Genomic DNA, 22,237 nt, shown 5'->3' on the forward strand with positions numbered 1-22,237 from the left:
TCGTCTTTCCACTGTCACGCCCTCTAGTACGCCTGGGCCGCGAGCCGCGTTGCCCGGTGGCCGGCGATCATCTCGCGGGCGCCCGCGGGCAACTGCCGGGCGGGCTCGGGCGTATAGGAGGGCGTGACGAGACGTATGAGATCGATGGTCCGCTCGGTGATCGCCGCCGGTGCGGTGCTCACCCTCGCCGCCGCACCGCCGGCCGCCTCTGCCGCCGCCGCGCCGCCCGAGGGAGCCTACTGGCGCACCCGGATCATCATGGAGTGGAGCAATTCGCACAGGTTCGGCACGAAGGCGCACCCGTACCGGCTCTCCGAACGGCTGGTCGCCGAGAAGTGGGCCACGCCCGACGGCCGTTTCTGGAGCGGAAGCCGGCACCTGGGGGCGCGGCCGGCCGGTCCCGCCGACGAGAAGGCGTGGCGGCGGGACGGCTCCCCGGCCACGTGGAACAAGACGATCGACGGCAAGACGGTCAAGCTGTCGGCCAAGCCCGCCCACGGGCACGTCACCCCCGAGCGCGAACGGAACCAGTTCTCGCTGGCGGGGCAGCGGCTGACGTACGACGAGGTGCAGCGCCTGCCCGCCGACCCCCGCCGCCTGAAGGACTGGCTCAGCCAGGCCGGCCGGGTCCGGAAGATCGCTGAGAACCAGATGAACTCGTGGGTCCAGGGAAACCTGGAAAAGCTCCTGTTCGACCTGCCCGTCCCGAAGGAGGTCCGTGCCGGGGCGTACCGGCTGCTGCTCACGCTGCCCGGCGCGCGGGCCGCAGGCCAGGCCAAGGACGCGCTCGGCCGCACCGGCGCCGCGGTCGTCATCACCTGGGCCGAGGGCGAGAGCTCGGGCACGCAACGGTTCATCATCGACACCGGGCGGATGGTGCCGCTGTCGTTCGAGAACATCAGGAAGGACGGCGCCGGGCCTGCCGACCGGACGACCACGACGCTGGTCGAGGCCGGCTGGACCGATACGCCGCCGGCGGTCCCCGCGCTCCCCTGACACCCCGGCCGACGCCGGTCCCCGCGCTCCCCCGACACCCCCGTCCGCCGGCCCCGGGGGCGGTCGGCGGACGGGGTGTCCCGGCTGGTCGGCGGCCATGGCGATCTTCCACCTTCCGCTATAGGCTCCAGATCAAGATCATGTGTCCTGCACCACGCCCACCCCAGGGGAGCGTTCACGGCCGGACCCAGGCGCCGCCCGCGTGATCGGAGCCCCGAGGCCACCGCCCGGCCCCGGCCGGACGCCTGACAGGGAGCCGCCCATGCCAGGAACCAGCTCTATGCGCGTGATCATCGCCGGTGGCGGCATCGCCGGGCTCACCACCGCACTGAGCCTGCACGCCGCCGGCATCACCGACGTGACCGTCCACGAGGCGGTGGAGGAGATCCACCCGCTCGGCGTCGGCATCAACCTCCTCCCCCACGCCGTACGCGAGCTCATCGAGCTCGGACTGGGCGACCGCCTGGCCGAGGTCGGGGTGGCCACGGCCGACCTCACCTTCCTCACCCCGCGCGGGCAGCAGATCTGGTCGGAGCCGCGCGGGCTCGCCGCCGGCTACCGGTGGCCGCAGTACTCCATCCACCGGGGGCGGCTGCAGTTACTGCTGCTCGACGCCGTACGCGAGCGGCTCGGCCCCGACGCGGTCGTGCTCGGCTCCCGCATCACCGGCCTCGACCACGACGCCGACCTGCTCGTCGGCGCCGACGGCATCCGCTCGGACGTGCGGCGGGCGCTCTTCCCCGACGAGGGCGAGCCGATACCGGGCGGTGACGTGCTGTGGCGCGGCACCACGTACGGCAGGCCGTTCATGACCGGCAGGTCCATGATCATGCTCGGCGACCGCACGCAGAAGCTCGTCATCTACCCGATCGCGCCGCCGTCGGAGGACGGCACCCAGCTCATCAACTGGGCGATCCAGCACCGCACCGACGTCCTGGGCGTGCCCACCGGTGACTGGAACCAGCCGATCAGCGTCTCCAAGGTGCTGCCCCACGTGCAGGGCTGGCACTGCGACGAGCTCGACGTGTACGGGCTCGTCGCGGGGGCCGAGCAGGTGCTCGAATATCCGCTGGTGGACCGGGATCCCCTGCCGTACTGGTCGAAGGGGAACGTCACGTTGGTGGGCGACGCGGCGCACCCGATGTACCCGACCGGGTCCAACGGCGGCACCCAGGCGATCATCGACGCGCGCGTGCTGGCGTACGCGCTGGCCAACGGCCTGGGCCTGGAGTTCTACGAGGAGCAGCGCCGCCCGGTCACCGGCGAGATCGTGCTGGCCAACCGCAAGGACGGCCCCGAGGTCATCCTGAAGATGGTCGACGAGCGCGCGCCGCAGGGCTTCTCCGACATCGAGTACGTGATGCCGCGGGCCGAGCGCGAGGAGATCGCCCTGCACTACAAGAAGCTGGCCGGGTTCGAACCCACCACGCTCAACGCCCGCCGCAGCTGGTCAGTGACGCTGGACCGGTGACGGCTCGGCGGCCGGCAGCGGCTCGCGCGCCCGGCCCAGGCTGCTCGGCCACCAGGCGCGCCCGCCGAGGTCGCGGACGAGCGCGGGCACCAGCAGCGACCGCACCACGAGCGTGTCGAGCAGCACGCCGAACGCGACGATGAACGCGGTCTGCACGAGGAACGTCAGCGGGATCACGACCAGCGCGGCGAACGTGGCGGCGAGCACGACCCCGGCCGAGGTGATCACGCCGCCGGTGCTGACCAGGCCGCGCAGCACTCCCTCGCGGGGCCCGTGCGCCTGGGTCTCCTCGCGGACCCTGGACATCAGGAAGATGTTGTAGTCGACGCCCAGGGCCACCAGGAAGACGAACCCGTACAGCGGCACGGACGCGTCGCTGCCGGTGAAGCCGAGCAGGTGCTCGAAGACGAGCATGGAGACGCCGAGCGTGGCCAGGAAGTTCAGCGCCACGGTGGCGACCAGCAGCACGGGCATGGCCAGCGAGCGCAGCAGCACGATGAGGATCAGCAGGATGATCACCAGTACGACCGGGACGATGAGCAGCGTGTCCTTCTGCGCGGTCTCCGTGGTGTCCACCTGCTGGGCGCTGTAGCCGCCGACCAGCACGCCGTCCTCGGCGTGCAGCGCGTCGCGCAGCCGCTTGACGGTCTCCTTGGCCGGTTCGCTGTCGGGCTCGTCGCGCAGCGTGGCCTCGATGAGCACCTTACCGTCCACGACCTTGGCCTCGCCGCCCGGCCGGCCGGTGGCGCTGACCGGCGCGGCGTCGAAGACGCCCTCGACGGATTTGGCCTTGTCCGTCACGGCGGCGGCGCGCCCGGCGGGCGCGACGATGACGGCGGGCTGTCCTGAGCCGCCGGGGAAGTGCTCGCTCAGCGCCGCCTGCGCGGCCACGGAAGGCGCGTCGTTGACGAACGTCTCAGCAAGCGGCACGCCCCTGGCGTTGAGCTGGGGCGCGAAGAGCGCGAGCGCGGCGAGCGGCAGCACGGACGCGACCCAGACGAGGCGGGGCCGGCGGTCGATGAGCCCGGCCACGCGGTCCCAGATGCCGCGCGCGCCGGCCTCGCCCTGGCGCGGCTTGGCCGGCCACAGGGCGGCGCGGCCCAGCAGCACCAGGGTCGCGGGCAGGAACGTGAGCGCGCTGAGCGCGGCGCAGGCGATGCCGATCGCGCCCACGGGGCCGAGCGCGCGGTTGTTGGTCAGGTTGCTGAGCAGGAGGGCGAGCAGCCCGAGCGCCACGGTGGCGGCGCTGGCCAGGATGGGCTCGATCGAACGGCGCAGCGCGATGCGGCCGGCGGCGTACCGGTCGCGTCCGGCGGCCAGCTCCTCGCGGAAGCGGGCGGTGAGCAGCAGCGCGTAGTCGGTGGCCGCGCCGATGACGAGGATGGACAGGATGCCCTGCACCTGGCCGTCCACGCGGACGATGTCGCGGTCGGCGAGGAAGTAGACCACGGCGCAGGCCAGCCCGAGCGCGAAGACCGCGCCGGTGATGATCACCAGCGGCAGCAGCACGCTGCGGTAGACGGCCAGCAGGATCACCAGGACGGTGACCAGCGCGACCGCGAGCAGCAGGCCGTCGATGCCGGCGAAGGCGTCGCCGAGGTCGGCCCTGGTGGCGGCGGGCCCGCCGAGGTGCGTGGTCAGGCCCTCGACGGGGACGGCCTTGCGGATGCGCTCCAGCACGTCGCCGAGCTCGCCGCTGCCGATGTCGGGGCTGAGCTGCACGATGCCGCGCAGCGCCCGCTCGTCATCGGAGGGGAAGGCGGGGGTGGGGGTGCCGACGACGCCGGAAGCGCCGCTCAGCCCGGCGAGCGCGCGGGTGGCCGCCGCCGTCTGCTCGGGGGTGATGCCGGAGCCGCCTGAGGTCCAGATGACAATGACCGGTTGCGCGGCTCCCTGCCGGAACTTCTCCTGGACGTCCAGAACGCGTGTGGATTCGGCGCTCTGGGGCAGGAAGGCGGCCTGGTCGTTCGTGGCGACCTCGGTGAGCTTGCCGGCGAACGGTCCGAGCCCGCCTCCCACGGCCAGCCAGGCCAGCACCAGAAGCGCCGGGACGAGCCAGCGGATCGATCGCCGCGCCATGGCGGTCACCCTTTCGTCATGCTTCGTAGCTCAACCAATGAGATTCTCAATGATTGAGCTAATGTAGCATGGACGCCATGAACGGCGGCGAGGGGGACATCGATCTGCACTCCTTCGCGACCCGGCTACGCCGGATGACCGCCGAGTTCAACCGCATCGCCCACGAGTTCGCGCAGGCACAGGGCCTGCACACGACCGACGTGCAGGCGCTCATCATGATCTTCGACGCGCCGTCCCCCATCACGCCGGGCAAGCTGCGCGAGGAGCTCAACCTCACATCGGGCGCGGTCACCGCCTGCCTCGACCGGCTGGAGCGGGCCGGCCACATCCGCCGGGTCCGCGACGCGCACGATCGGCGCGTCGTCCACCTCCACTACCGCGAGGCGGCCCAGGAGCTGGCCGCCGCGTTCTTCCGTCCCCTGGCGGATGGCACCGAGCGTGCGCTGAGCCGCTTCAGCCCCGCCGAGCTGCGCACGGTCGCCGCCTTCCTCGACACGATGAACGAGGAACTGGGCGCCCTCCGCTCGGCCCCGCGCTGACGCGCCCGCCCGCCGCCGCCAGGCGAACCCCACCCCGCCCGTCCACCACGCGCCACCCCCCGGCCTTCTACCGCCGTCACGCGCTGCCCACCCTGCCCGCCCGCCTCCGTCAGGCGAGCCCCCGGGGGCTCAGGTTCAGGTCGCGGTCGAGACCACGACGCGGCGGTTCTTCGCGCGGCCGTCGGGATCGTCGGAGCCGTCGGGCTTGGTGTTCGGCGCGACCGGCTTGCTCTCGCCGTAGCCCCGCGCCTTCAGCCGCGACCTGTCCAGGCCGCCCTCGGTGGCCAGCCAGTCCACGACCGCCTGCGCCCTTCGCTCCGACAGCGCCTGGTTGTGGTCGTCCGAACCCTTGGCGTCGGTGTGGCCGTCCACGTTGATCACGGCGTCCTCGGCCGCCTTCTTCGCGATCTCGCGGGCCACGCGCTTGAGCTCGGCCTTCGCGGCGGGCTTGATCGTCGCGCTGTCGAAGTCGAACAGCACGTCCGCCTCGATGCTGAACGCGATCGAGTCCTCCCCTTCGAGCGCATCGCTCTCGCCCGCCTCGTACGCCTTGAGCTCCGCCGAGGGGATCTCCACGGCCGGCACGTCGACCGCGGGCACCTCGACGGCGGGCACGTTGACCTCCGGAATGCACTCGTTCTGCTCGTTGCAGGCACTCGGCCGGTAGGCGGAGCTCCGGTAGAGGGACGGCCGGTAGAGGGAGGGCCGGTAGACGGAAGACCGGTAGACGCTCGGCACGTAGCCGCCGTCCTTGGGCACGACCTGGCATTCCTCCGGCTCGGACCGCCCTTCCTGGCGCCTGGCCTCCTCCCGATCGCCCTCCACGCGTACCGGGTCGAGCTTGATGCCGCCCACGTTGACGCCGGGGATCTCCACCGGCGGGATCTCCACGGCCGGGATCTCCACCGGCGGGATCGACGCCTTCCCGAGGCACCCGCCGGGAGCGGGCGCGATCTCGGTGCACTGGGCGGGGACGCGCTGTGCGGGGATGTCCACGCCGGGGATGGTCACGGAGGGCACCTTGACGCCGCCGATCACGGCCTCAGGGATGACCACCGGGTCACTGTGCACGGCCGGGATCTCGACGGCGGGGATCAGCTCCCCATGAGGGCAGCTCGTCGGCTCCGGGGTGGGCGTGCCGGGCTGCCGCGGGGCGCGCGGTGTGGCGGCGCCCGCCACGGGTGACCCGGTACTCGCCGGTGTCCGCCCTTCCTCGCCGCCTCCCCCGTTCGCAGGCGCGCCACACCCCGCCAGCACCATCGCGAGAAGTGACACCACGAGCACAGCTTTCGCCACGCAGAATCCTCCCCCATGAAAACAGGTGTTCGATGACAGCGGGTGGGAGATCCACCACCCGACTGCGCATTATCGCCTCACCTCCCGACTTTTAGGTGCATTTGCCCGATCTGCGGGGAGTGGAGAGGTCCGCAGGTTTTCGAGCAAGGGGTGATGGTCGTGGAGAGTGACGAGGGCGCGATCCGGGTGGGAGTGGAGGAGGAGTTCCACGTCGTGGATCTCTCCACCCGCCGCCTGGCCGCGCGGGCCGACCTGTTGCTCCAGGCGCTGCCGCCGGAGAGCTTCACCCAGGAGTTGCAGCGTTCGACGGTGGAGTCCAACAGCGCGCCGTTCATGAGGCTCGACGACCTGGCGCGCGATCTGGGCGGGCTGCGCAGGCGGCTGGTCGAGGAGGCGGACGCGGTGGAGCTGGGCATCGTCGCGGCGGGCAGCGCACCGCTGGTCGAACGGCGCGAGCAGAAGGTGTCGCAGGAGCCGCGTTACGAGCAGATGCTGAGCGACTACCAGCAGCTCACCCGCGACCAGCTCATTTGCGGCACGCACGTGCACGCCCAGGTGCGCGATCCCGATCTGGCGGTCGCGGTGGCGCACCGGCTGACGCCGTGGGTGCCGCCGCTGCTCGCGCTGTCGGCCAGCTCGCCCTATTGGGACGGCGAGGACACCGGGTACGCGAGCTACCGCAGCCTGATCTGGCAGCGCTGGCCCACGGCGGGCCCGATCGACAAGTACGACTCGGCCGCCGAGTACGACGACATGGTCAACGAGCTGATCAGGACCGGCGTGATCACCGACTCGGGGATGATCTACTCCGACATCCGGCCGTCGCAGCACGTGCCCACGGTCGAGCTGCGCATCTGCGACTCCTGCCCGCGGGTTGAGGACATCGTGCTGATCGCCGGGCTGTTCCGCGCGATGGTGGCGAGGGAGCTTGAGGAGATCCGGCAGGGCGTGGAGCGGACGGTGCAGCTCGCGGCGGTGCGCGCGGCCTCCTGGCAGGCGGCGCGCTCGGGCCTGGAGGGCGAGCTGATCGACCCGGTGAACGGCGTGCCGCGCCCCGCGCCGGTGGTGATCAGGCGGCTGGTGGAGGGCCTGCGGCCGCAGCTCGAACGGGCGGGCGACGCCGGCCTCGTGTCCACCCTGGTCGAGAGGGCGCTGGCCAGGGGAAGTTCGGCGGAACGGCAGCGCCGCGCGTTCGCCCGGCGGGGGCGGCTCGCCGACGTGGTGGACCTGCTGCTGGCGGAGACCCGGGCGTGCGGGTGGGACCGGCAGGGCGATCCGCCCGCGTACCGGTCGGCGTCGTGAACGGCGTCCCATGTGCGGGCTGAGCGGAGAGATCCGCTTCGACGGCGGGCAGGCCGACATCGGGACCGTCGGGCGGATGGCGGAGGCGATGCACGCGCGCGGCCCCGACGGCTCCGGCCTGTGGTCGCGCGGCCCGGTCGCGCTCGGCCATCGCCGGCTGAAGATCATCGACCTGTCGGACAAGGCGGCGCAGCCGATGGTGGACGCCGAGCTGGGCCTTGCGGTGGTGTTCAACGGCTGCCTGTACAACTACGCCGAGCTGCGGCGGGAGCTGCGCGGCGCGGGCTGCCGGTTCACCTCCACCTCCGACACCGAGGTGCTGATGAAGGCGTTCCACCGGTGGGGTCCGCGCTGCGTGGAGCACTTCAAGGGCATGTTCGCCTTCGCCGTGTACGAACGCGCCACCGGCCGTCTCGTGCTGGGCCGCGACCGGCTCGGCATCAAGCCGCTGTACGTCGCCGAGGACGGCACCCGGCTGCGCTTCGCCTCGTCGCTGCCCGCCCTGCTGGCCGCCGGGGGCGTGGACACCGGCATCGACCCGGTGGCGCTGCACCACTACATGACGTTCCACTCGCTGGTGCCCGGCGAGCGCACGATCCTGGCGGGCGTGCGCAAGCTGCCGGCGGCCACCGTACGGGTGATCGAGCCGGACGGCGCGAGCACCGGCCACCGCTACTGGGACCCGCTTCACACCCGCGCCGCGCTCCCCGAGGCGGCCGGGCTGACCGCGGCCGAGTGGCGGGAGGCGGTCCTGGGCGCGCTGCGCGAAGCCGTACGCAGGAGGATGGTCGCGGACGTGCCGGTGGGCGTGCTGCTGTCGGGCGGCCTGGACTCCAGCCTCATCGTGGCGCTGCTGGCCGAGGAGGGGCGGGAGCCGCCGGTCACGTTCAGCATCGGGTTCGAGCCGGCGGGCGGCGAGCAGGGCGACGAGTTCGCCTACTCCGACATGATCGCCGGCCGCTTCCGTACCGATCATCACCGCATCCGCATCCCGGACACGCGCCTGCTGGACGGGCTCGAGGGCGCGGTGCGCGCGATGAGCGAGCCGATGGTCAGCCACGACTGCGTGGCGTTCTACCTGCTTGCGCAGGAGGTCGCCGAGCACGTCAAAGTGGTGCAGTCGGGTCAGGGGGCGGACGAGGTGTTCGCCGGTTACCGCTGGTTCCCGCCGCTGGCCGGCGTGCCACGCGCCGAGGCGGCCGCCGTGTACGAGCGCGCGTTCTTCGACCGTTCGCACGAGGAGCTGGCCGCGCTGCTGGAGCCGGACCGCCTGCTCGACCATGATGCGAGCGGCGACTTCGTCCGCGACCACCTGGCCAGGCCGGGCGCGGACACCGCGCTCGACGCCGTGCTCCGCCTGGAGATCACCGCCATGCTGGTGGACGACCCGGTCAAGCGGGTGGACAACATGACGATGGCGCACGGGCTTGAGGCGCGCACCCCGTTCCTCGATCACGAGCTGGTCGAGCTGGCCGCGGCCTGCCCCGCCGAGCTGAAGCTGGCGCACAGCGGCAAGGGCGTGCTCAAGGACGCCGCGCGGCGGCTGCTGCCCGCAGCGGTCATCGACCGGCCGAAGGGGTACTTCCCCGTGCCCGCGATCCGGCACGTGCGGGGCGCCGTGCTCGATCTGCTCCGTGACGCGCTGACCGGCAGGGCCGCCCGCGAGCGCGGCCTGTTCCGCCGCGACCTGGTGGACCGGCTGCTCGCCGACCCCGAGCGGGACAGGACGCCGACGGGTGTGAACACGTTGTGGCAGCTCGGCCTGCTGGAGCTGTGGCTGCAGACCCACGGGTTGTGATGGCGCGGCCGGGTGACGACGCGCCCCGCCCGCCCGTCGCCGTGAGCCGGGCGGGGCCGGTGTACCCGTTCGAGGTGCCGCGCCTCGACGACCTGGCGCGCCCGCACCCCGACGGGAACCTGCTGGGCGGGCTGTCGCATCTGCCGGCGGCGGCCGGGCTGACCGCGTGGACCTGCCACGCGCCCGCGCTCGCCCCCGGCGACGGCGCGGTGGCGTACGTCAGCGACCAGGACGGCGCGCCCCGCGTGTGGATCCGGCCGCTGCGCGGCGGCGGCGAGCCGTGGACGGTCGGCACCGGGCCGCAGCCGGTGGTGGACGTGCGCTGGTCACCGGCGGGGACGCACCTCGCCGTGCAGGTCGCGCCGGGCGGCGGCGAGCACACCCAGGTGTGGGCCGTCCAGCCGCACGGCGGCGACCTGCGGGTGCTCGCCGCGCCCTCCGGCGGCTCGGCCGTGCCGGTGCGCTGGACCGGGCGGGGCGAGACGCTGCTCGTCACTGAGACGTCGGCCGACGGCGTGTCCAGGGCCGTGCTCGTGGACGCCGTCACCGGCGCGCGCCAGGTCATCGCCGCGGGGCCGCTGCTGCGGCCCGTCGCCGTCAGCCGCGACCACGCCAGGATGCTGCTGCGGCGCGGGCCGCGCGGCCACCGCCGCATGTACGTGGTCGATCTGGTGTCGGAGGCGCTCGGCGCGCACGAGCCGAGCGACGAGCACCCCTTGCTGCCCGGCCTGCCGGGCACCACCGACGACGGTGCGCTCTCCCCCGACGGCAGGACCGCCTACCTGGTGTCGGACGCGGGACGCGACCGCGCCGCGCTGCTCGCCGTCCACCAGGGGGCCGAGGCCGTGGTGCTGGCCGAGCGGCAGGACGCCGAGCTGGACAGGTTCGCGCTCAGCCCGGACGGCCGCCGCGCGCTGCTCGTGTGGAACCGGCACGGCCGCTCCGAGCTGGACGTCATGGACCTGGAGCGCGGCCGGCTCGAACACCTGCCGCCGCCGCCCGCCGACGTCGTCACCTCGGCCAGGATCGGCTGGGATGGCGACCTGGCCGCGCTCGCCGCCGAGAGCCCGCAGGAGCCGTCCCACGTGCTGCTCTGCGACCTCGACCACGGCGGCTACCTGCACGCGGCGGGCGCGGGCCGGCTGCCCACGGCGGCCGGGGCCGAGCTGGTGCGCTTTCCCGCCCGCGACGGGCTGGAGCTCGCCGCCTGGCTCTACCGGCCGCCGCACACGCAGGGCCCCGCGCCGTTCGCGATCTTCCTGCACGGCGGGCCGGAGGACCAGGAGCGGCCCGCGTTCAACCCGCTCTACCAGGGGCTGCTGGCCGCCGGGATCGGGGTGCTCGCCCCGAACGTGCGCGGCTCCGGCGGGTACGGGCGGGCCTTCCGCGAGGCCGACGACCGCGAGCTGCGCTTCCACGCGATCGACGACGTCGCCGACTGCGCGGCCGAGCTGGCCCGCATCGGCGCGGGCGACCCGTCCAGGCTCGCCTGCATGGGCTGGTCGTACGGTGGCTACCTGACCCTCGCCGCGCTCGTCGCCCACCCCGGCCTGTTCCGGGCGGGCGTGACCGTGAGCGGCATCGCCGACTTCGAGACCTTCTACGCCCGCACCGAGCCGTGGATCGCCGCCGCGGCCGTCCCCGAGTACGGCCACCCTGAGGCGGACCGGCGGCTGCTGCGCGCGCTGTCGCCGCTGCGCTCGCTCGACAGGCTGGCCGCTCCCCTGCTGGTGGTGCACGGGGCGCAGGACACCAACGTGCCGCTGTACGAGGCCGAGCAGGTGATCGCCGCGACCGCCGCGCTCGGCCTGCCCTGCGAGCACCTGATCTTCGACGACGAAGGTCACGAGATCCGGCGGATGGCCAACAGGGCGGCCTTCGTCACCAGGGTCGTGGCGTTCCTGTCGGCCCACGTGAACCCCAGGTGACCCCCGGCCGCCCCCGCTCAGGCGGGCTCGTGCCGCCAGCCGGAGCCGAGCGTGGAGGTGACCGTGACCTCGCCGCCCGCGCGTACGACCGTGAACCTGGCCGGCGTGCCCGTCGCCGGGTCGGTGACGGTGAGCGTGGTCTCGCCGTCGGGTCCGGGGTAGACGCGCAGCGTCAGGCCGTCGAGGTAGTCGTAGTCAGGCCGGTCGTCGCGGGCCCCGACGGGCAGGACGGCGCCTTCGCGCACGTAGATCGGCATCGACGTGAAGCCGTGCCGCTCGGTGCGCCAGCGCCCGCCCTCGACGCGCTCGCCCGTCAGGTAGTTCGTCCACGTGCCCTCGGGCAGGTAGAGCTCCACGGTGCCGTCGGCGCTGAAGACGGGGGCGATGAGCAGGTCGGGGCCGAGCATGTACTGGGTGTCGAGGTGGGCGACGTTGCGATCGCCGGGGAACTCCATCGCCATCGGCCGCATGACGGGCGTGCCCCGCTCGTGCGCCTCGATGCCCGCCTGATACAGGTACGGCATCAGCCGCAGCTTGAGCTTGGTGAACACCCGGGTGACCTCGACCGCCTCCTCGTCGAACGCCCACGGCACCCGGTACGACGACGAGCCGTGCAGCCGCGAGTGCGAGGACATCAGCCCGAAGGCCACCCACCGCTTGAACACGCCGGGATCGGGGGTGCCCTCGAAACCCCCGATGTCGTGGCTCCAGAACGCGAAACCGGAGAACGCCAGCGACAGGCCGCCGCGCAGGCTCTCGGCCATGGACTCGTACGACGAGCCCGAGTCGCCGCCCCAGTGGACGGGCAGCCGCTGACCGCCCGCGGTCGCCGAACGGGCGAACAGCACCGCCTCGCCGCGCCCGCGCCGCTCCTCCAGCACCTCGAAGACGGCCTGGTTGTAGAGCTGGGCGTACAGGTTGTGCATGCGCTCGGGCGAGGAGCCGTCGTGGTAGACGACGTCGAGCGGGATGCGCTCGCCGAAGTCGGTCTTGAACGCGTCCACACCCTGGTCGAGCAGGCCGCGCAGCTTCGACTGGAACCAGCGCGTCGCGCCCGGGTTGGTGAAGTCCACCAGGCCCATGCCGGCCTGCCACATGTCCCACTGCCAGACGCCGCCGTCGGGCCGCCGCAGCAGATAGCCGCGCTCGGCCGCCTCGGCGAACAGCGGCGAGCGCTGCCCGATGTACGGGTTGATCCACACGCATACGCGCAGGCCCTTGTCGTGCAGCCGGGCCAGCATGCCTTCGGGGTCGGGGAAGACGCGCGGGTCCCAGGTGAAGTCGCACCAGTTGAACTCGCGCATCCAGAAGCAGTCGAAGTGGAACACCGACAGCGGCAGGTCGCGCTCGGCCATGCCGCCGATGAACGAGGTGACGGTCTGCTCGTCGTAGTCGGTGGTGAACGAGGTGGACAGCCACAGCCCGTACGACCAGGCGGGCAGCCGGGCGGGACGGCCGGTCAGCGCGGTGTAGCGTTCGAGGATCTCCTTGGGCGTGGGCCCGTAGATGACGAAGTACTCAAGGCTCTCCCCCTCGACGGAGAACTGCACGCGCTGCACCACCTCCGAGCCCACCTCGTACGAGACGTGCCCCGGATGGTTGACGAACACGCCGTAGCCCCGGTTGGTGAGGTAGAACGGCACGTTCTTGTACGCCTGCTCCGACGAGGTGCCGCCGTCGGCGTTCCAGATGTCGACCGTCTGGCCGTTCTTGACCAGCGGGCCGAAGCGCTCGCCGAGCCCGTAGACCACCTCGCCGACGCCGAGCGAGAGCTGCTGGGCGAGGTGGGCCGACGGCCCGGTCCTGCGCTTGCCGACCGGCCCGGGGTCGGTCTGGGCGTCGGCGTCGAGCCGGAAGTAGCCGATCGACTTGTGGCCGCTCTCGGTGAGCCGCCGCTCGCCCGCGTGGAAGGCCAGGTTCCAGGGGGCGCCGGGCGTCACGGTGGCGCTGAGCGCTCCGCTGGTGAGCGTCGTGCCGTCGGTCTTGGCCGGGCCGTCGCCGTCGCCCGGCAGGTCGAAGCCGCGCTGCTCGCCGCCGCCGATGTGGTGGTCGATGCGGACGCGGATCACGTTCTCCAGCGGTGACGACAGCCGCAGGGTCAGCACCGGGCGGTTGAGCGTGTCGCCGCGGCGGGTGATGACGGTGGTGGGCGCGGTCACGGTGATCGCGTCGTCTTCTGTGTGGATGTCGTAGGCCTCGGCCGCGTACAGCGCGGTGACGCCGGGGCGGAGCTGCCAGAGCCCGTCGGTGAACTTCATGGTTCTAGCCTTTCAGCCCGCCCGCGAGCAGGTCCGCCCGCCAGAAGCGCTGCAGCACCAGCAGCAGCACGATCAGCGGGATCACGGCGACGGCCGAGCCGGTGATGACCAGCGAGTACAGGTCGCCGCCGCCCGCGCCCTTGCCGAGGAACGTGTACAGGCCCAGCGTGATCGGATACTTGTCCTGGTCGGAGAGCATGATGAAGGGCAGCAGGCAGTTGTTCCAGATGCCGACGAACTGCAGCAGGAACACCGTGACCAGGCCCTGGTCATCATCGGCAGCACGATCGTGACGAAGATCCGCAGCTCGCCCGCGCCGTCCAGGCGGGCCGCCTCCAGCGTGCTGTCCGGCACCGCGGCCACCGCGAAGACCCGGCACAGGAGGATGCCGAACGGGTCATTCCGGACAGGCAGCGGGCGCAAACGGACACGACGCTCTTGCGGAGCGCGGGGCCTACGTAGACTCCACCCCGTCGGCGTCACTGGAACGCGGGCGATGCGCCGAGGGCGTTCGATCGAGGGGTCGCCATGCCTGCTGACATGCGTGACGGCGCGGGCGATTTCTCCGCGCCGCAGAGCCGGAGCTCGGGCGCGCTCATCCGGGCCTGGCGCGGCCGGGCGCTGCTGACCCAGGAGGAGCTCGCCACCAAGAGCGGCGTCAACGTGCGGACGATCCGCCGCCTGGAGAACGACGCCGTCCACCGTCCCCGCAGCAGGTCGCTCAGGCTGCTCGCGGAGGCGCTCCAGCTCGACCCGTACGAGCAGGCGCTGCTGGCCGCCGCCGCGACGTCCGCGGGCAGCGCGGACAAGGCCGCCCACGCGAAGGACGCGGGAGACGACGCCGAGACGGGCGACGGCCGCCAGGCTAAGGCCACCGCCGGGTGGCGTGCCCCCCGCCAGCTCCCCAGGGGTGTGCTGCGGTTCGTGGCCAGGGCCGGGGAGCTGGCGGAGCTGGACGCGCTGCTGGGCCCGCGAGCGGACGAGGCGGGCACGCGGATCTGCGTCGTCTCCGGCATGGCGGGCATCGGCAAGACGTGCCTGGCCCTGCACTGGGGACACCGGGCACGCGCGTGGTTCCCCGACGGCCAGCTGTACGTGAACCTCAAGGGCTTCGGCCCGGCGGGCGACGCGGTGGACCCCCGGGACGCCCTGGCCACGTTCCTGGAGGCGCTGGGCGTGCCGCCGCGCCGGATCCCCGAAGACCTGCCCGCCCGCGCCGCGCTGTACCGGACGATCCTGGCGGACAAGCGGGTCCTGATCGTGCTGGACAACGCCGGGCAGGCCGATCAGGTCACGCCGCTGCTGCCCGCCGCACCGTCCTGCGCGGTGCTGGTGACCAGCAGGAACGCGCTGACCGGCCTCATCGCGACGGAGGCGGCCGCCGCGCTGCCCCTCGGCCTGCTGCGTCCCGGCCAGGCAAGAGAGCTGCTGGCGGCCCGGCTCGGCGCGGCCCGCGTCGCCGCCGAGCGCGAGGCGGCCGACGCCATCGTCGCGCGCTGCGCCGGGCTGCCGCTCGCGCTGGGCATCGCGGCCGCGCACGCCGCCGCGCACGCGACCACCCTGGCCGCGGTCGCCGCCCGGCTCGCCGGCCGGGGCAGGCGGCTGGACACCCTCGACGCGGGCGACCCGGCGGCCGACGCCCGTACGGCATCGGCCACGCCTGCCATCGGGCAGGGCGGCACGCGGACGCGGTACGCGCCGAACTCGCCGCCCTCCCTTGACCCCGGTCCGGCGGTGAGGGCCGGCCCGCCCCTCGGGCGCTGAGCGGCACCGGTCAGAAGGCGAGATGCCGAAAGGAGGACCGGACAGGAGGCGAGACCGGGAAAGGGCCCAGGGCAGGAGGCGGTCAGCTCTCGGCGAGGGCCTCTTCGCCGACCTTCGCGCGGAGCCGGTCGTTGGCCTGTTCGAGCGCGTCCAGCACGATCGCCCGCCGCTCCTCGTCCACCTCGCCCAGCGTCTCCTCGGCCAGCTCGGTCCAGACGCCTTCGATGGCGGGCAGCAGCCGGTGTCCTGCCTCGGTGACGACGATGCGGACCTGGCGGCGGTCGGTGGGGACGGGTTCGCGGCGGAACCAGCCGCCGGTCTCCAGGCGGGCGAGGCTGCGGGTGGCGGTGGGCTGCTCGACGCCGAGCCGGGCGGCGAGCTGGGAGACCGTCATGCCGTCGGGCTCCTGCGCCAGCACCCAGAGCAGCACGTCCTGGCCGGGATGCAGGCCGAGCGCGGCGAGCTTGCGCGCCTTGGACGCGCGGTAGAGCTGGCTCATCTTGTTCAGCGCCCGGTTGACGCGCATCACCTCACGTGCTTCCACAGGACCTCACCCTACTGGTATATAGTCGGCTACCAGATAGCCGACTATGGAAATGAGAGATCGCAATGGACCTCGGACTGGCAGGACGGGTGGCGCTGGTCACGGGCGCGTCGGGCGACATCGGCCGCGCGATCGCCGCGTTACTGGCGCAGGAGGGCGCCCTGGTCGCCGCGACCTGGCACCGGAACGAGCAGCGGGCCCGCGAGCTGGTGGACTCGATCGCCCGCGAGGGAGGCAAGGCCACGGCGGTCCGCCTCGACCAGCGCGACGAGGGGTCGATCCGGGCGGCCGTCGAGCAGGTGCGGCGCGACCTCGGCGAGATCGCGGTACTCGTCGCCAACGCGGTGTCCTGGCCGACGAGGGGACCCGAGACGTGGGAGAGCCTGACCGGCGACTTCACCGCCAACGTGACGGGGACGCTGTCGGTCATCGAGGCCGCGCTGCCCGGCATGCGGGCGGCCGGATGGGGGCGGATCGTGGTGATCTCGTCGGACGTCGTCGCCCAGCCGCTGCCGGCCGGCGTGGCCTACCCCGCCGCCAAGGCCGCGCTGGAGACCGCTGCCGAGGTGCTGGCGGCGCGGGAGGCCCCGTACGGCGTGCTCACCAACGTGGTCAGGCCGGGCTTCACGCTGACCGACCGGGCACTGACCACGCCGGGCTTCGGCCAGGAGGTGGTGGACGCCGAGGCGGCGAAGACGCCCACCCGCCGCATCTGCACCCCGCAGGACGTCGCGAGCACGGTCGCCTACCTCGGCTCGGCCGCGAACGGCCACGTCAACGGCGAGGTCATCTCCGTCGCCGGCGGCCGCCACCTCACCCGCTGACGGCGACAGGCGAACGCCGTCCACCGGCACCGCGCCAGGCCCGCAGGAGCGTGCGGCGGCGCAGCGCCTCGCGGACGGACATCCCGTACGGCCCCCAGCCAGGACGCCTCCCGCCGCACCCGAAGCCCAGCGTGAAACGGCGGCGGGCGGACACGGGAACCCCGCATCCGCCCGCCTGGCCCGTTCAGGCCGTCAGCAGACCACCCAGTAGCGGGCGCTCCAGCGGCTGCCGACGCCGGTGTCGCTGATCCTGCTCGGCGCCATGCTCGCGTTCAAAACCTGCCGCGCGGAATTGAGCAGAACCGTTTGCGTGCCGGTCGTCTGGTTGTTGTGAATGGATCCGACGGTGGAGTTGAACGGCGAGCCCAAAGTGACCGTCCCGCACGCCCACCGCGATAACCGGCTGCCGTTGAAATTGGTGTCCGACCAGAGGCAGGCGTATTCGTACGAGCAGTTCGCGGTGCCCAGCGGAGTGACGGGCTCGTTGACCGAGCGGGCCTTCGCCTCGCCCGGCAGCGGCAGGGTGAGGATCATCGCGCCGTCCTCGTACGCGATCTCGTTGATGCCGATCTGCTTGCCGCCGCCGTAGTCCTTGAGGTGCTTGTCCACCTCGGCCTGTAGCTCCTTCTTCTGCGACTCGGTGAGCTGGATCTCCGGCGGGGCGGCGGCCCGCGGCTGCGCGGCGGCGCTGCCGGCGAGCATGGTGGCGGCGAGCATGACGGCCGTTCCCATCGTGGCGATGACGCGTCCCCAGCGAATCACTGTAAAACCCTTTCTTCCGCGTGCGCCCGTGCATTTCCCGGGCCTCGTGAGAAGTGTGTGATCCGCGCGCGACCGGCGTCGATCTCTTTCGGCCGCCGCCGAAAGTGCGGTGCCTTTATCGCGCGGGGCGTGCCGTCTTTTCCGCGGATTTCTCAGTACGAAGTGCGGGCGGCCGCTTCGGCGTGCGGCGGCCCGGTGAGCGCCGTGCCGAGCCCGGTCGCGTGGTGGAGCATCAGGTTGGCCTGGCGGACGCTGGCGATGAGCCCGGCCCTGCGCAGCACGTGGGCGTGCTCGCTCGCCGTGCTGACGGAGACGCCGACGTCGCGGGCCAGCTCGCTGGTGGTGCAGCCCGGGGCGTGCGCGATCCGGCTGAGGATCTCCGCCCGCGTCCTGCCCAGGAGCGCCACCAGGTCCCGGCTCGCGACGTCGTCCGGCATGGCCCTGCGGGGGATCGGGAAGACCAGCACGGGCGGCAGCGCCGGGTCCACCAGCGTGACCGGGTTCGCCCGGCCGAAATAGGTGGGGATCAGCGTCAGGCCGCGCCCGCGCAGGTGCACCTCCCTGCCCGCCCCCGCCGGGTAGTCGACTTCCAGCACGGGAGGGCGCCAGCGCATCGCCGGCGCGAGCCCGGCGAGCAGCTGTTCCGCGCCGCCGGAGACCAGGTGACGGTGCATGATGGCGCGTTCCGCCGCCAGCGCCCGGTCGGCCGCCGCCCAATGCGGAGCGAGCACGGCCCGGCAGTACGCCGTCACGACCCGCCCGAGCCGCTGCAACGCCCGCTGATCGCCGCGTGCCAGCTCCTCGAGATCGGCCGAGGCCACGCCGGCGCTGCGGCGCAGCAGCTCCATGTCGTGCCGCACGCGCCTTGTCGGGGTGTCCAGCAACGCCTCGATGGCCAGGTCGTCGCCCGCCTGCGCCTGGATCGGAGTGAGGAAGTCGGGAAAGTACGGGCCCCGTGGCACGAGCGGAAGCAGCAGGTGGCGCACCGACGGCAGCAGGCCGTACTGCTTGAGCCGGACCCGCGCCTGACGGCGCCACGACGCGAGCGTCTGGTCGCCGTCGCGGGCCTGCAGGCGGTGCAGGCTGCCCACCATCTCCCATAACAGGTCGGTACGGGTCGCGATGCGGGTGAGCGCGAGATCGTCCGCGGTGAACACGATGCGCAGCACGTTCTTGGCATGGCCGACCATCAATCCCCCTTGTCCGCCGTGGCCCTCGTGCTCCCCCTGGATGCGTGGGCCGGCCACGGGCGCGCGTCTGACGATCGGAGTATCACTCGATCACGAGGGCCGGGGAATCTTCGATCCCCTACAAGTAGGGCATCAGGCGGCCACAATGCGGACCGGCCGCTTCAGGCGGAGGGCCGACGACGGGCAGCGCCGATCACCGTACGGGACGCTTTGACACCTTCATAGGTAACCGCTATCTATTTGGCTAACCGTTAGGGGGTGGCATGCAGGACGCGGTGCTGGCGCTGCTCGCCAAGGAGCCGTCGCACGGCTACGAGTTGCACGCCCGGCTGCGCCGCAGCCTGGGCCCGCTCGGCGAGGCGATGAACCGGGGCCAGATCTACGTGACGCTGGCCCGGCTGGAGAAGGCAGGGCTCGTCGTCTGCGAGCGCGCCGACGGCCTGCCCGACCGGCCCGAGCGCAAGGTCTACGCGCTCACGCCCGCCGGGCAGCAGCGGGTGGCCGCCTGGCTGGCCGAGGTGGGCTGGCCGAAGCCGGACCTCGCCGAGTTCCATCTCAAGCTGGCCGCCGCCGCGGCGGCCCGGCTGGCCGACCCGGTGGAGCTGATCGCGGCGCAGCGCCGCGAGCTGCTGCGCCGCCTGCGCGAGACGCAGCAGGCGGCGCTCGCCGAGCCGCCGGAGTCGGGCGCCGCCCTGCTGCTGGAGGGGGTCGTGCTGCGGTTGCAGGCGGACCTGCGCTGGCTCGACGCCTGCGAACGAGCCTGGACCCGTACGGAGGACGCATGATCGCGGTGCAGGCCCGTGGCCTGGTGAAGACGCACGGCCAGGGGCGGAGCCGGGTCCGCGCGGTGGACGAGGTCGATCTGGAGGTGCCCGAGGGGCAGACGCTGGCCGTCATGGGGCCGAGCGGCTGCGGGAAGTCCACCCTGCTGCACTTGCTCGGCGGCCTCGAACGGCCGAGCGGCGGCGAGGTGTGGGTGGCGGGGCAGCGCATCGACACGCTGAGCGAGCGGGCCCTGGCCCGCCTGCGGCGGCGCTCCGTCGGCTTCGTCTTCCAGGCGTTCCACCTGGTGGAGGAGCTGTCGGCGGCGGAGAACGTGGAGCTGCCCGCGCTGCTGGCCGGGCGTTCGCCCCGGCAGGCCAGGCGGCGGGCGTCCGAGCTGCTGGAGCGGGTGGGGCTCGCCGAGCGTGCCAGGCATCTGCCGTCGGAGCTGTCGGGCGGGCAGCGCCAGCGGGTCGCCATCGCCCGCGCGCTGGTCAACGAGCCTCGGGTCGTCCTCGCCGACGAGCCGACGGGGAATCTCGACAGCGCGGCGACCAACGACATCCTGCGCGTCTTCGAGGACCTGCGGCGCTCCGGTCAGACCCTTGTGATCGTCACCCACGACGAACGGGTGGCGGCCACCGCCGACCGGCTGATCATGATGCGCGACGGCATGTTCGTCGGCGACACGGTCATGGCGGGCACGGGCGGCGGCGGATGGTTGTCCGGGCTGGGCGGCCACATCGGGCTGGAGGGCTGAGCACCGTGGGCTCCCTTGACGCCTCCAGGCAGGCCCGGCGGGCTCATCGGGCTGGAGAGCCGAGCGCCGTGGGCTCCGATCGCACCGGGGGACTGAGCGCAGCCGGATTTCTCGCCCTTCTCGTGCGGCTGGTGCGTGCCGATCTGCGCCGGCATCGCGTTCAGGGCGTGCTGCTGCTGATCGCGGTGGCCGTGGCCGCGGCGACGCTGGCCGTGGGGGTGTCCCTGCCCGACGTCAGCGACTCGCTGTACGCGCAGACGCGCGCCGCCACCGCAGGCCCCGACGTGGTGGTGCTGTCCGGCGACACGGGCCCCGGCGTGTCCTCGGCGCTGGCCTCCCTGACGGAGGATCCGCGTGTCGTCGCCCATCGGGGCCCGTACCGCGTCGTCTACGCCGATCTCATCGCGCGCGACGGGATCGCGTCCCCGGTCGTGGTGCACGCCATCGGCGAGCGGCCCGCACCGGTCGAGCGGCCGATGGTGACCTCGGGCCGGTGGGTAAGCCCGGGCGGCGTGGTGCTCGAACGCGGCTTCGCCACCGCGCTCGGCGTCGGCCCCGGCGACGAGGTCACGATCGCCGGCCGGACGTACCCCGTCGTGGGGATCGCCGTCACGGCGGCCACCTCGATCTACCCGTGGGCGGCGCAGATCGGCCCAGGCGGAGGTCCCAGCGACTACAGCGGCCTGGCCTGGCTGACCACGTCCGACGCGCGCACCCTCGCTCGGTCCGGCGACCTGCCGGTGACCACCGCCGTGGACCTCAAGCTGCGCGATCCCGCCACCGCCGACACCTTCCGCGACGCCCACCACGAGCTCGACGGGATCAGGGTGAACTTCCACTCCTGGCAGTTCAAGGCCCGGCACGACAAGACCATCCTCAGGAACGCCCAGCCGATCCTGGTGCTCGGCGGCTGGCTGCTCGACCTGCTGGCCGTCACCGGCGTGGCCGCGCTGGCCGCCGGGCGGGCCGCCGAGCAGACCCGCAGGGCAGGTCTGCTCAAGGCCGTCGGCGCCACGCCCGGCCTGATCGCGATCGTCCTGCTCGCCGAATACCTGGTGCCGGCGCTGGCCGGGAACGCACTCGGACTGGTGACCGCCCGGCTGGCCATGCCCGCCATCGCCAGCCCCACCGCCAGCCGTATCGGCGACGTCTCACTGACCGGCACCGCCGTGGTCGCGGCGACGCTGCTGGCCGTCGCGGTGGCGGTGCTGTCCACGCTGCGTCCCACGTTGCACGCCATGCGTACGGCGACGGTCACGGCACTGAGCGCCGGCGTCCGCAGGCCGGCGCACCGGCCCTGGCTGACCAGGCTGTCCGCGCTGCTGCCCACGCCGCTGCTCCTCGGACTGCGGCTGACCGCCCGCAGACCGGGCCGCGCCGTGCTGCAGGGGTGCGCCACCGCCGTCACCGTGATCACGCTGGTCGCCCTGCTGGCCCTGCACGCCCAGCACGACCGCGGCTACGGCCTGGGCGGCTCGCAGGCCCTGCCGAACCTGCGCGGCGAGCACGACCGCGCGCTGCTGCTCGCCGTCACCGTGCTGATCGTGGCCCTGGCCGTGGTGAACACGCTGATCCTCACCTGGACCACCGCCATGGACGCCCGGCTGAACCTGGCCATCGCCCAGGCCGTCGGCGCCACCCCCGGGCAGGTCGCCGCCGGGCTGTCCGTCGCCCAGCTCCTGCCGGCGCTGTCCGGCGCGCTCGCGGGTGTTCCGCTGGGCGCTGTGCTGCTGTCGCTGCTCGCCGCGCGCAACGCCGCGGCGCCGCCCATGCCGGGGCTGCTCGGGGTGGCGGTGGCGACCGTCCTGGTGACGGCGGCGCTCGTCGCCCTGCCCGCGCGGCTGGCGGCCCGCCGCCCCGTGGCCCCGACGCTCACCGCCGAAGCGGCCTAAGCGGCGGGGTGGAGTAAGCGGCGGGACCGGCAGGCGACGCGACCAGCGGCGCAGCGAGATCAGCGGCGCGGC

At 73.1% G+C, this 22,237-nt stretch carries 18 protein-coding genes; 11 read left to right on the plus strand and 7 right to left on the minus strand.

From position 1 onward, the window contains the following. Positions 1–135 precede the first annotated feature (135 nt). Complete coding sequence (locus ACFMQL_RS05645; RefSeq protein WP_364058063.1) at positions 136–996, plus strand: CU044_5270 family protein; 861 nt, start codon at positions 136–138, stop codon at positions 994–996. 280 nt (positions 997–1,276) lie between these two features. Next, positions 1,277–2,467 (plus strand): flavin-dependent oxidoreductase, encoded by a 1,191-nt coding sequence (locus ACFMQL_RS05650; protein ID WP_378784801.1) that lies wholly within the window; start codon positions 1,277–1,279, stop codon positions 2,465–2,467. Here ACFMQL_RS05650 and ACFMQL_RS05655 read toward each other — a convergent pair. Then, positions 2,447–4,546, minus strand: coding sequence for an MMPL family transporter (locus tag ACFMQL_RS05655; RefSeq protein WP_364058069.1), 2,100 nt, complete (start codon positions 4,544–4,546; stop codon positions 2,447–2,449). The two genes, ACFMQL_RS05650 and ACFMQL_RS05655, sit on opposite strands and share 21 nt — an antisense overlap. A gap of 77 nt (positions 4,547–4,623) precedes the next feature. On the opposite strand from ACFMQL_RS05655, the gene ACFMQL_RS05660 reads away from it, so the two are divergent. Beyond that, complete coding sequence (locus ACFMQL_RS05660; RefSeq protein WP_364058072.1) at positions 4,624–5,085, plus strand: MarR family transcriptional regulator; 462 nt, start codon at positions 4,624–4,626, stop codon at positions 5,083–5,085. A 135-nt stretch (positions 5,086–5,220) separates the two neighbouring features. Here the strand turns inward: ACFMQL_RS05660 and ACFMQL_RS05665 are convergent, their stop codons facing one another. After that, positions 5,221–6,264 (minus strand): OmpA family protein, encoded by a 1,044-nt coding sequence (locus tag ACFMQL_RS05665; RefSeq protein WP_378784803.1) that lies wholly within the window; start codon positions 6,262–6,264, stop codon positions 5,221–5,223. Between the two features lie 276 nt (positions 6,265–6,540). On the opposite strand from ACFMQL_RS05665, the gene ACFMQL_RS05670 reads away from it, so the two are divergent. From ACFMQL_RS05670 to ACFMQL_RS05680, 3 genes are read left to right on the plus strand one after another with little or no spacing between them, the layout of a single operon-like run. Next, positions 6,541–7,683 (plus strand): glutamate--cysteine ligase, encoded by a 1,143-nt coding sequence (locus tag ACFMQL_RS05670; protein ID WP_364058078.1) that lies wholly within the window; start codon positions 6,541–6,543, stop codon positions 7,681–7,683. A gap of 10 nt (positions 7,684–7,693) precedes the next feature. Beyond that, positions 7,694–9,481: an N-acetylglutaminylglutamine amidotransferase gene (locus ACFMQL_RS05675; protein ID WP_378784805.1), complete on the plus strand. Its 1,788-nt coding sequence runs from the start codon at positions 7,694–7,696 to the stop codon at positions 9,479–9,481. Continuing rightward, complete coding sequence (locus ACFMQL_RS05680) at positions 9,457–11,409, plus strand: alpha/beta fold hydrolase (protein WP_378784807.1); 1,953 nt, start codon at positions 9,457–9,459, stop codon at positions 11,407–11,409. Before ACFMQL_RS05675 ends, ACFMQL_RS05680 begins: the two co-directional genes overlap by 25 nt. Positions 11,410–11,426: 17 nt before the next feature. On the opposite strand, the gene yicI is transcribed toward ACFMQL_RS05680, so the two are convergent. Further along, positions 11,427–13,667 carry an alpha-xylosidase gene (gene yicI / locus ACFMQL_RS05685; RefSeq protein ID WP_364058088.1) on the minus strand — a complete coding sequence of 747 codons (2,241 nt, stop codon included), beginning with the start codon at positions 13,665–13,667 and terminating at the stop codon, positions 11,427–11,429. A 4-nt stretch (positions 13,668–13,671) separates the two neighbouring features. Next, the gene (locus tag ACFMQL_RS05690) at positions 13,672–13,920 is read right to left on the minus strand and encodes a hypothetical protein (RefSeq protein ID WP_364058091.1); all 249 of its coding nucleotides are present in this window, start codon (positions 13,918–13,920) and stop codon (positions 13,672–13,674) included. 275 nt (positions 13,921–14,195) lie between these two features. On the opposite strand from ACFMQL_RS05690, the gene ACFMQL_RS05695 reads away from it, so the two are divergent. Further along, complete coding sequence (locus ACFMQL_RS05695) at positions 14,196–15,431, plus strand: NB-ARC domain-containing protein (protein WP_378784809.1); 1,236 nt, start codon at positions 14,196–14,198, stop codon at positions 15,429–15,431. An 82-nt stretch (positions 15,432–15,513) separates the two neighbouring features. On the opposite strand, the gene ACFMQL_RS05700 is transcribed toward ACFMQL_RS05695, so the two are convergent. Continuing rightward, the gene (locus tag ACFMQL_RS05700; protein ID WP_364058097.1) at positions 15,514–15,975 is read right to left on the minus strand and encodes a MarR family transcriptional regulator; all 462 of its coding nucleotides are present in this window, start codon (positions 15,973–15,975) and stop codon (positions 15,514–15,516) included. Between the two features lie 65 nt (positions 15,976–16,040). On the opposite strand from ACFMQL_RS05700, the gene ACFMQL_RS05705 reads away from it, so the two are divergent. Continuing rightward, on the plus strand, positions 16,041–16,799 hold the full coding sequence (locus tag ACFMQL_RS05705; RefSeq protein ID WP_364058100.1) for an SDR family oxidoreductase: 759 nt from the start codon (positions 16,041–16,043) through the stop codon (positions 16,797–16,799). Positions 16,800–16,991: 192 nt separating this feature from the next. Here ACFMQL_RS05705 and ACFMQL_RS05710 read toward each other — a convergent pair whose 3' ends face one another. Both ACFMQL_RS05710 and ACFMQL_RS05715 read right to left on the minus strand, forming a co-directional pair. Next, on the minus strand, positions 16,992–17,561 hold the full coding sequence (locus ACFMQL_RS05710; RefSeq protein WP_378784812.1) for a peptidase inhibitor family I36 protein: 570 nt from the start codon (positions 17,559–17,561) through the stop codon (positions 16,992–16,994). 152 nt (positions 17,562–17,713) lie between these two features. Further along, positions 17,714–18,751 carry an ArsR/SmtB family transcription factor gene (locus ACFMQL_RS05715; protein WP_378784813.1) on the minus strand — a complete coding sequence of 346 codons (1,038 nt, stop codon included), beginning with the start codon at positions 18,749–18,751 and terminating at the stop codon, positions 17,714–17,716. A 263-nt stretch (positions 18,752–19,014) separates the two neighbouring features. Between ACFMQL_RS05715 and ACFMQL_RS05720 the strand changes: the two genes are divergently transcribed. From ACFMQL_RS05720 to ACFMQL_RS05730, 3 genes are all read left to right on the plus strand, one after another. Further along, positions 19,015–19,536 carry a PadR family transcriptional regulator gene (locus tag ACFMQL_RS05720; protein ID WP_364058109.1) on the plus strand — a complete coding sequence of 174 codons (522 nt, stop codon included), beginning with the start codon at positions 19,015–19,017 and terminating at the stop codon, positions 19,534–19,536. Further along, positions 19,533–20,273, plus strand: a complete 741-nt coding sequence (locus ACFMQL_RS05725; protein ID WP_378784815.1) for an ABC transporter ATP-binding protein — start codon at positions 19,533–19,535, stop codon at positions 20,271–20,273. The genes ACFMQL_RS05720 and ACFMQL_RS05725 overlap by 4 nt, the downstream gene beginning before the upstream one ends. Positions 20,274–20,404: 131 nt before the next feature. Continuing rightward, the gene (locus tag ACFMQL_RS05730) at positions 20,405–22,165 is read left to right on the plus strand and encodes an FtsX-like permease family protein (protein ID WP_378784817.1); all 1,761 of its coding nucleotides are present in this window, start codon (positions 20,405–20,407) and stop codon (positions 22,163–22,165) included. The last annotated feature ends 72 nt before the right edge of the window (positions 22,166–22,237 follow it).

The sequence above is a fragment of the Nonomuraea fastidiosa genome (assembly GCF_042751225.1).
Taxonomy (GTDB): domain Bacteria; phylum Actinomycetota; class Actinomycetes; order Streptosporangiales; family Streptosporangiaceae; genus Nonomuraea; species Nonomuraea fastidiosa.

What these genes read in the sequence shown, in the direction of transcription:
- ACFMQL_RS05675 (WP_378784805.1), top strand. Translation starts at nt 7,694, where the DNA reads ATGTGCGGGCTGAGCGGAGAGATCCGCTTCGACGGCGGGCAGGCCGAC.
- ACFMQL_RS05655 (WP_364058069.1), bottom strand. Translation starts at nt 4,546, where the DNA reads ATGGCGCGGCGATCGATCCGCTGGCTCGTCCCGGCGCTTCTGGTGCTG.
- ACFMQL_RS05705 (WP_364058100.1), top strand. Translation starts at nt 16,041, where the DNA reads ATGGACCTCGGACTGGCAGGACGGGTGGCGCTGGTCACGGGCGCGTCG.
- ACFMQL_RS05715 (WP_378784813.1), bottom strand. Translation starts at nt 18,751, where the DNA reads ATGGTCGGCCATGCCAAGAACGTGCTGCGCATCGTGTTCACCGCGGAC.
- ACFMQL_RS05650 (WP_378784801.1), top strand. Translation starts at nt 1,277, where the DNA reads ATGCGCGTGATCATCGCCGGTGGCGGCATCGCCGGGCTCACCACCGCA.
- yicI (WP_364058088.1), bottom strand. Translation starts at nt 13,667, where the DNA reads ATGAAGTTCACCGACGGGCTCTGGCAGCTCCGCCCCGGCGTCACCGCG.
- ACFMQL_RS05660 (WP_364058072.1), top strand. Translation starts at nt 4,624, where the DNA reads ATGAACGGCGGCGAGGGGGACATCGATCTGCACTCCTTCGCGACCCGG.
- ACFMQL_RS05695 (WP_378784809.1), top strand. Translation starts at nt 14,196, where the DNA reads ATGCCTGCTGACATGCGTGACGGCGCGGGCGATTTCTCCGCGCCGCAG.
- ACFMQL_RS05645 (WP_364058063.1), top strand. Translation starts at nt 136, where the DNA reads ATGAGATCGATGGTCCGCTCGGTGATCGCCGCCGGTGCGGTGCTCACC.
- ACFMQL_RS05725 (WP_378784815.1), top strand. Translation starts at nt 19,533, where the DNA reads ATGATCGCGGTGCAGGCCCGTGGCCTGGTGAAGACGCACGGCCAGGGG.
- ACFMQL_RS05720 (WP_364058109.1), top strand. Translation starts at nt 19,015, where the DNA reads ATGCAGGACGCGGTGCTGGCGCTGCTCGCCAAGGAGCCGTCGCACGGC.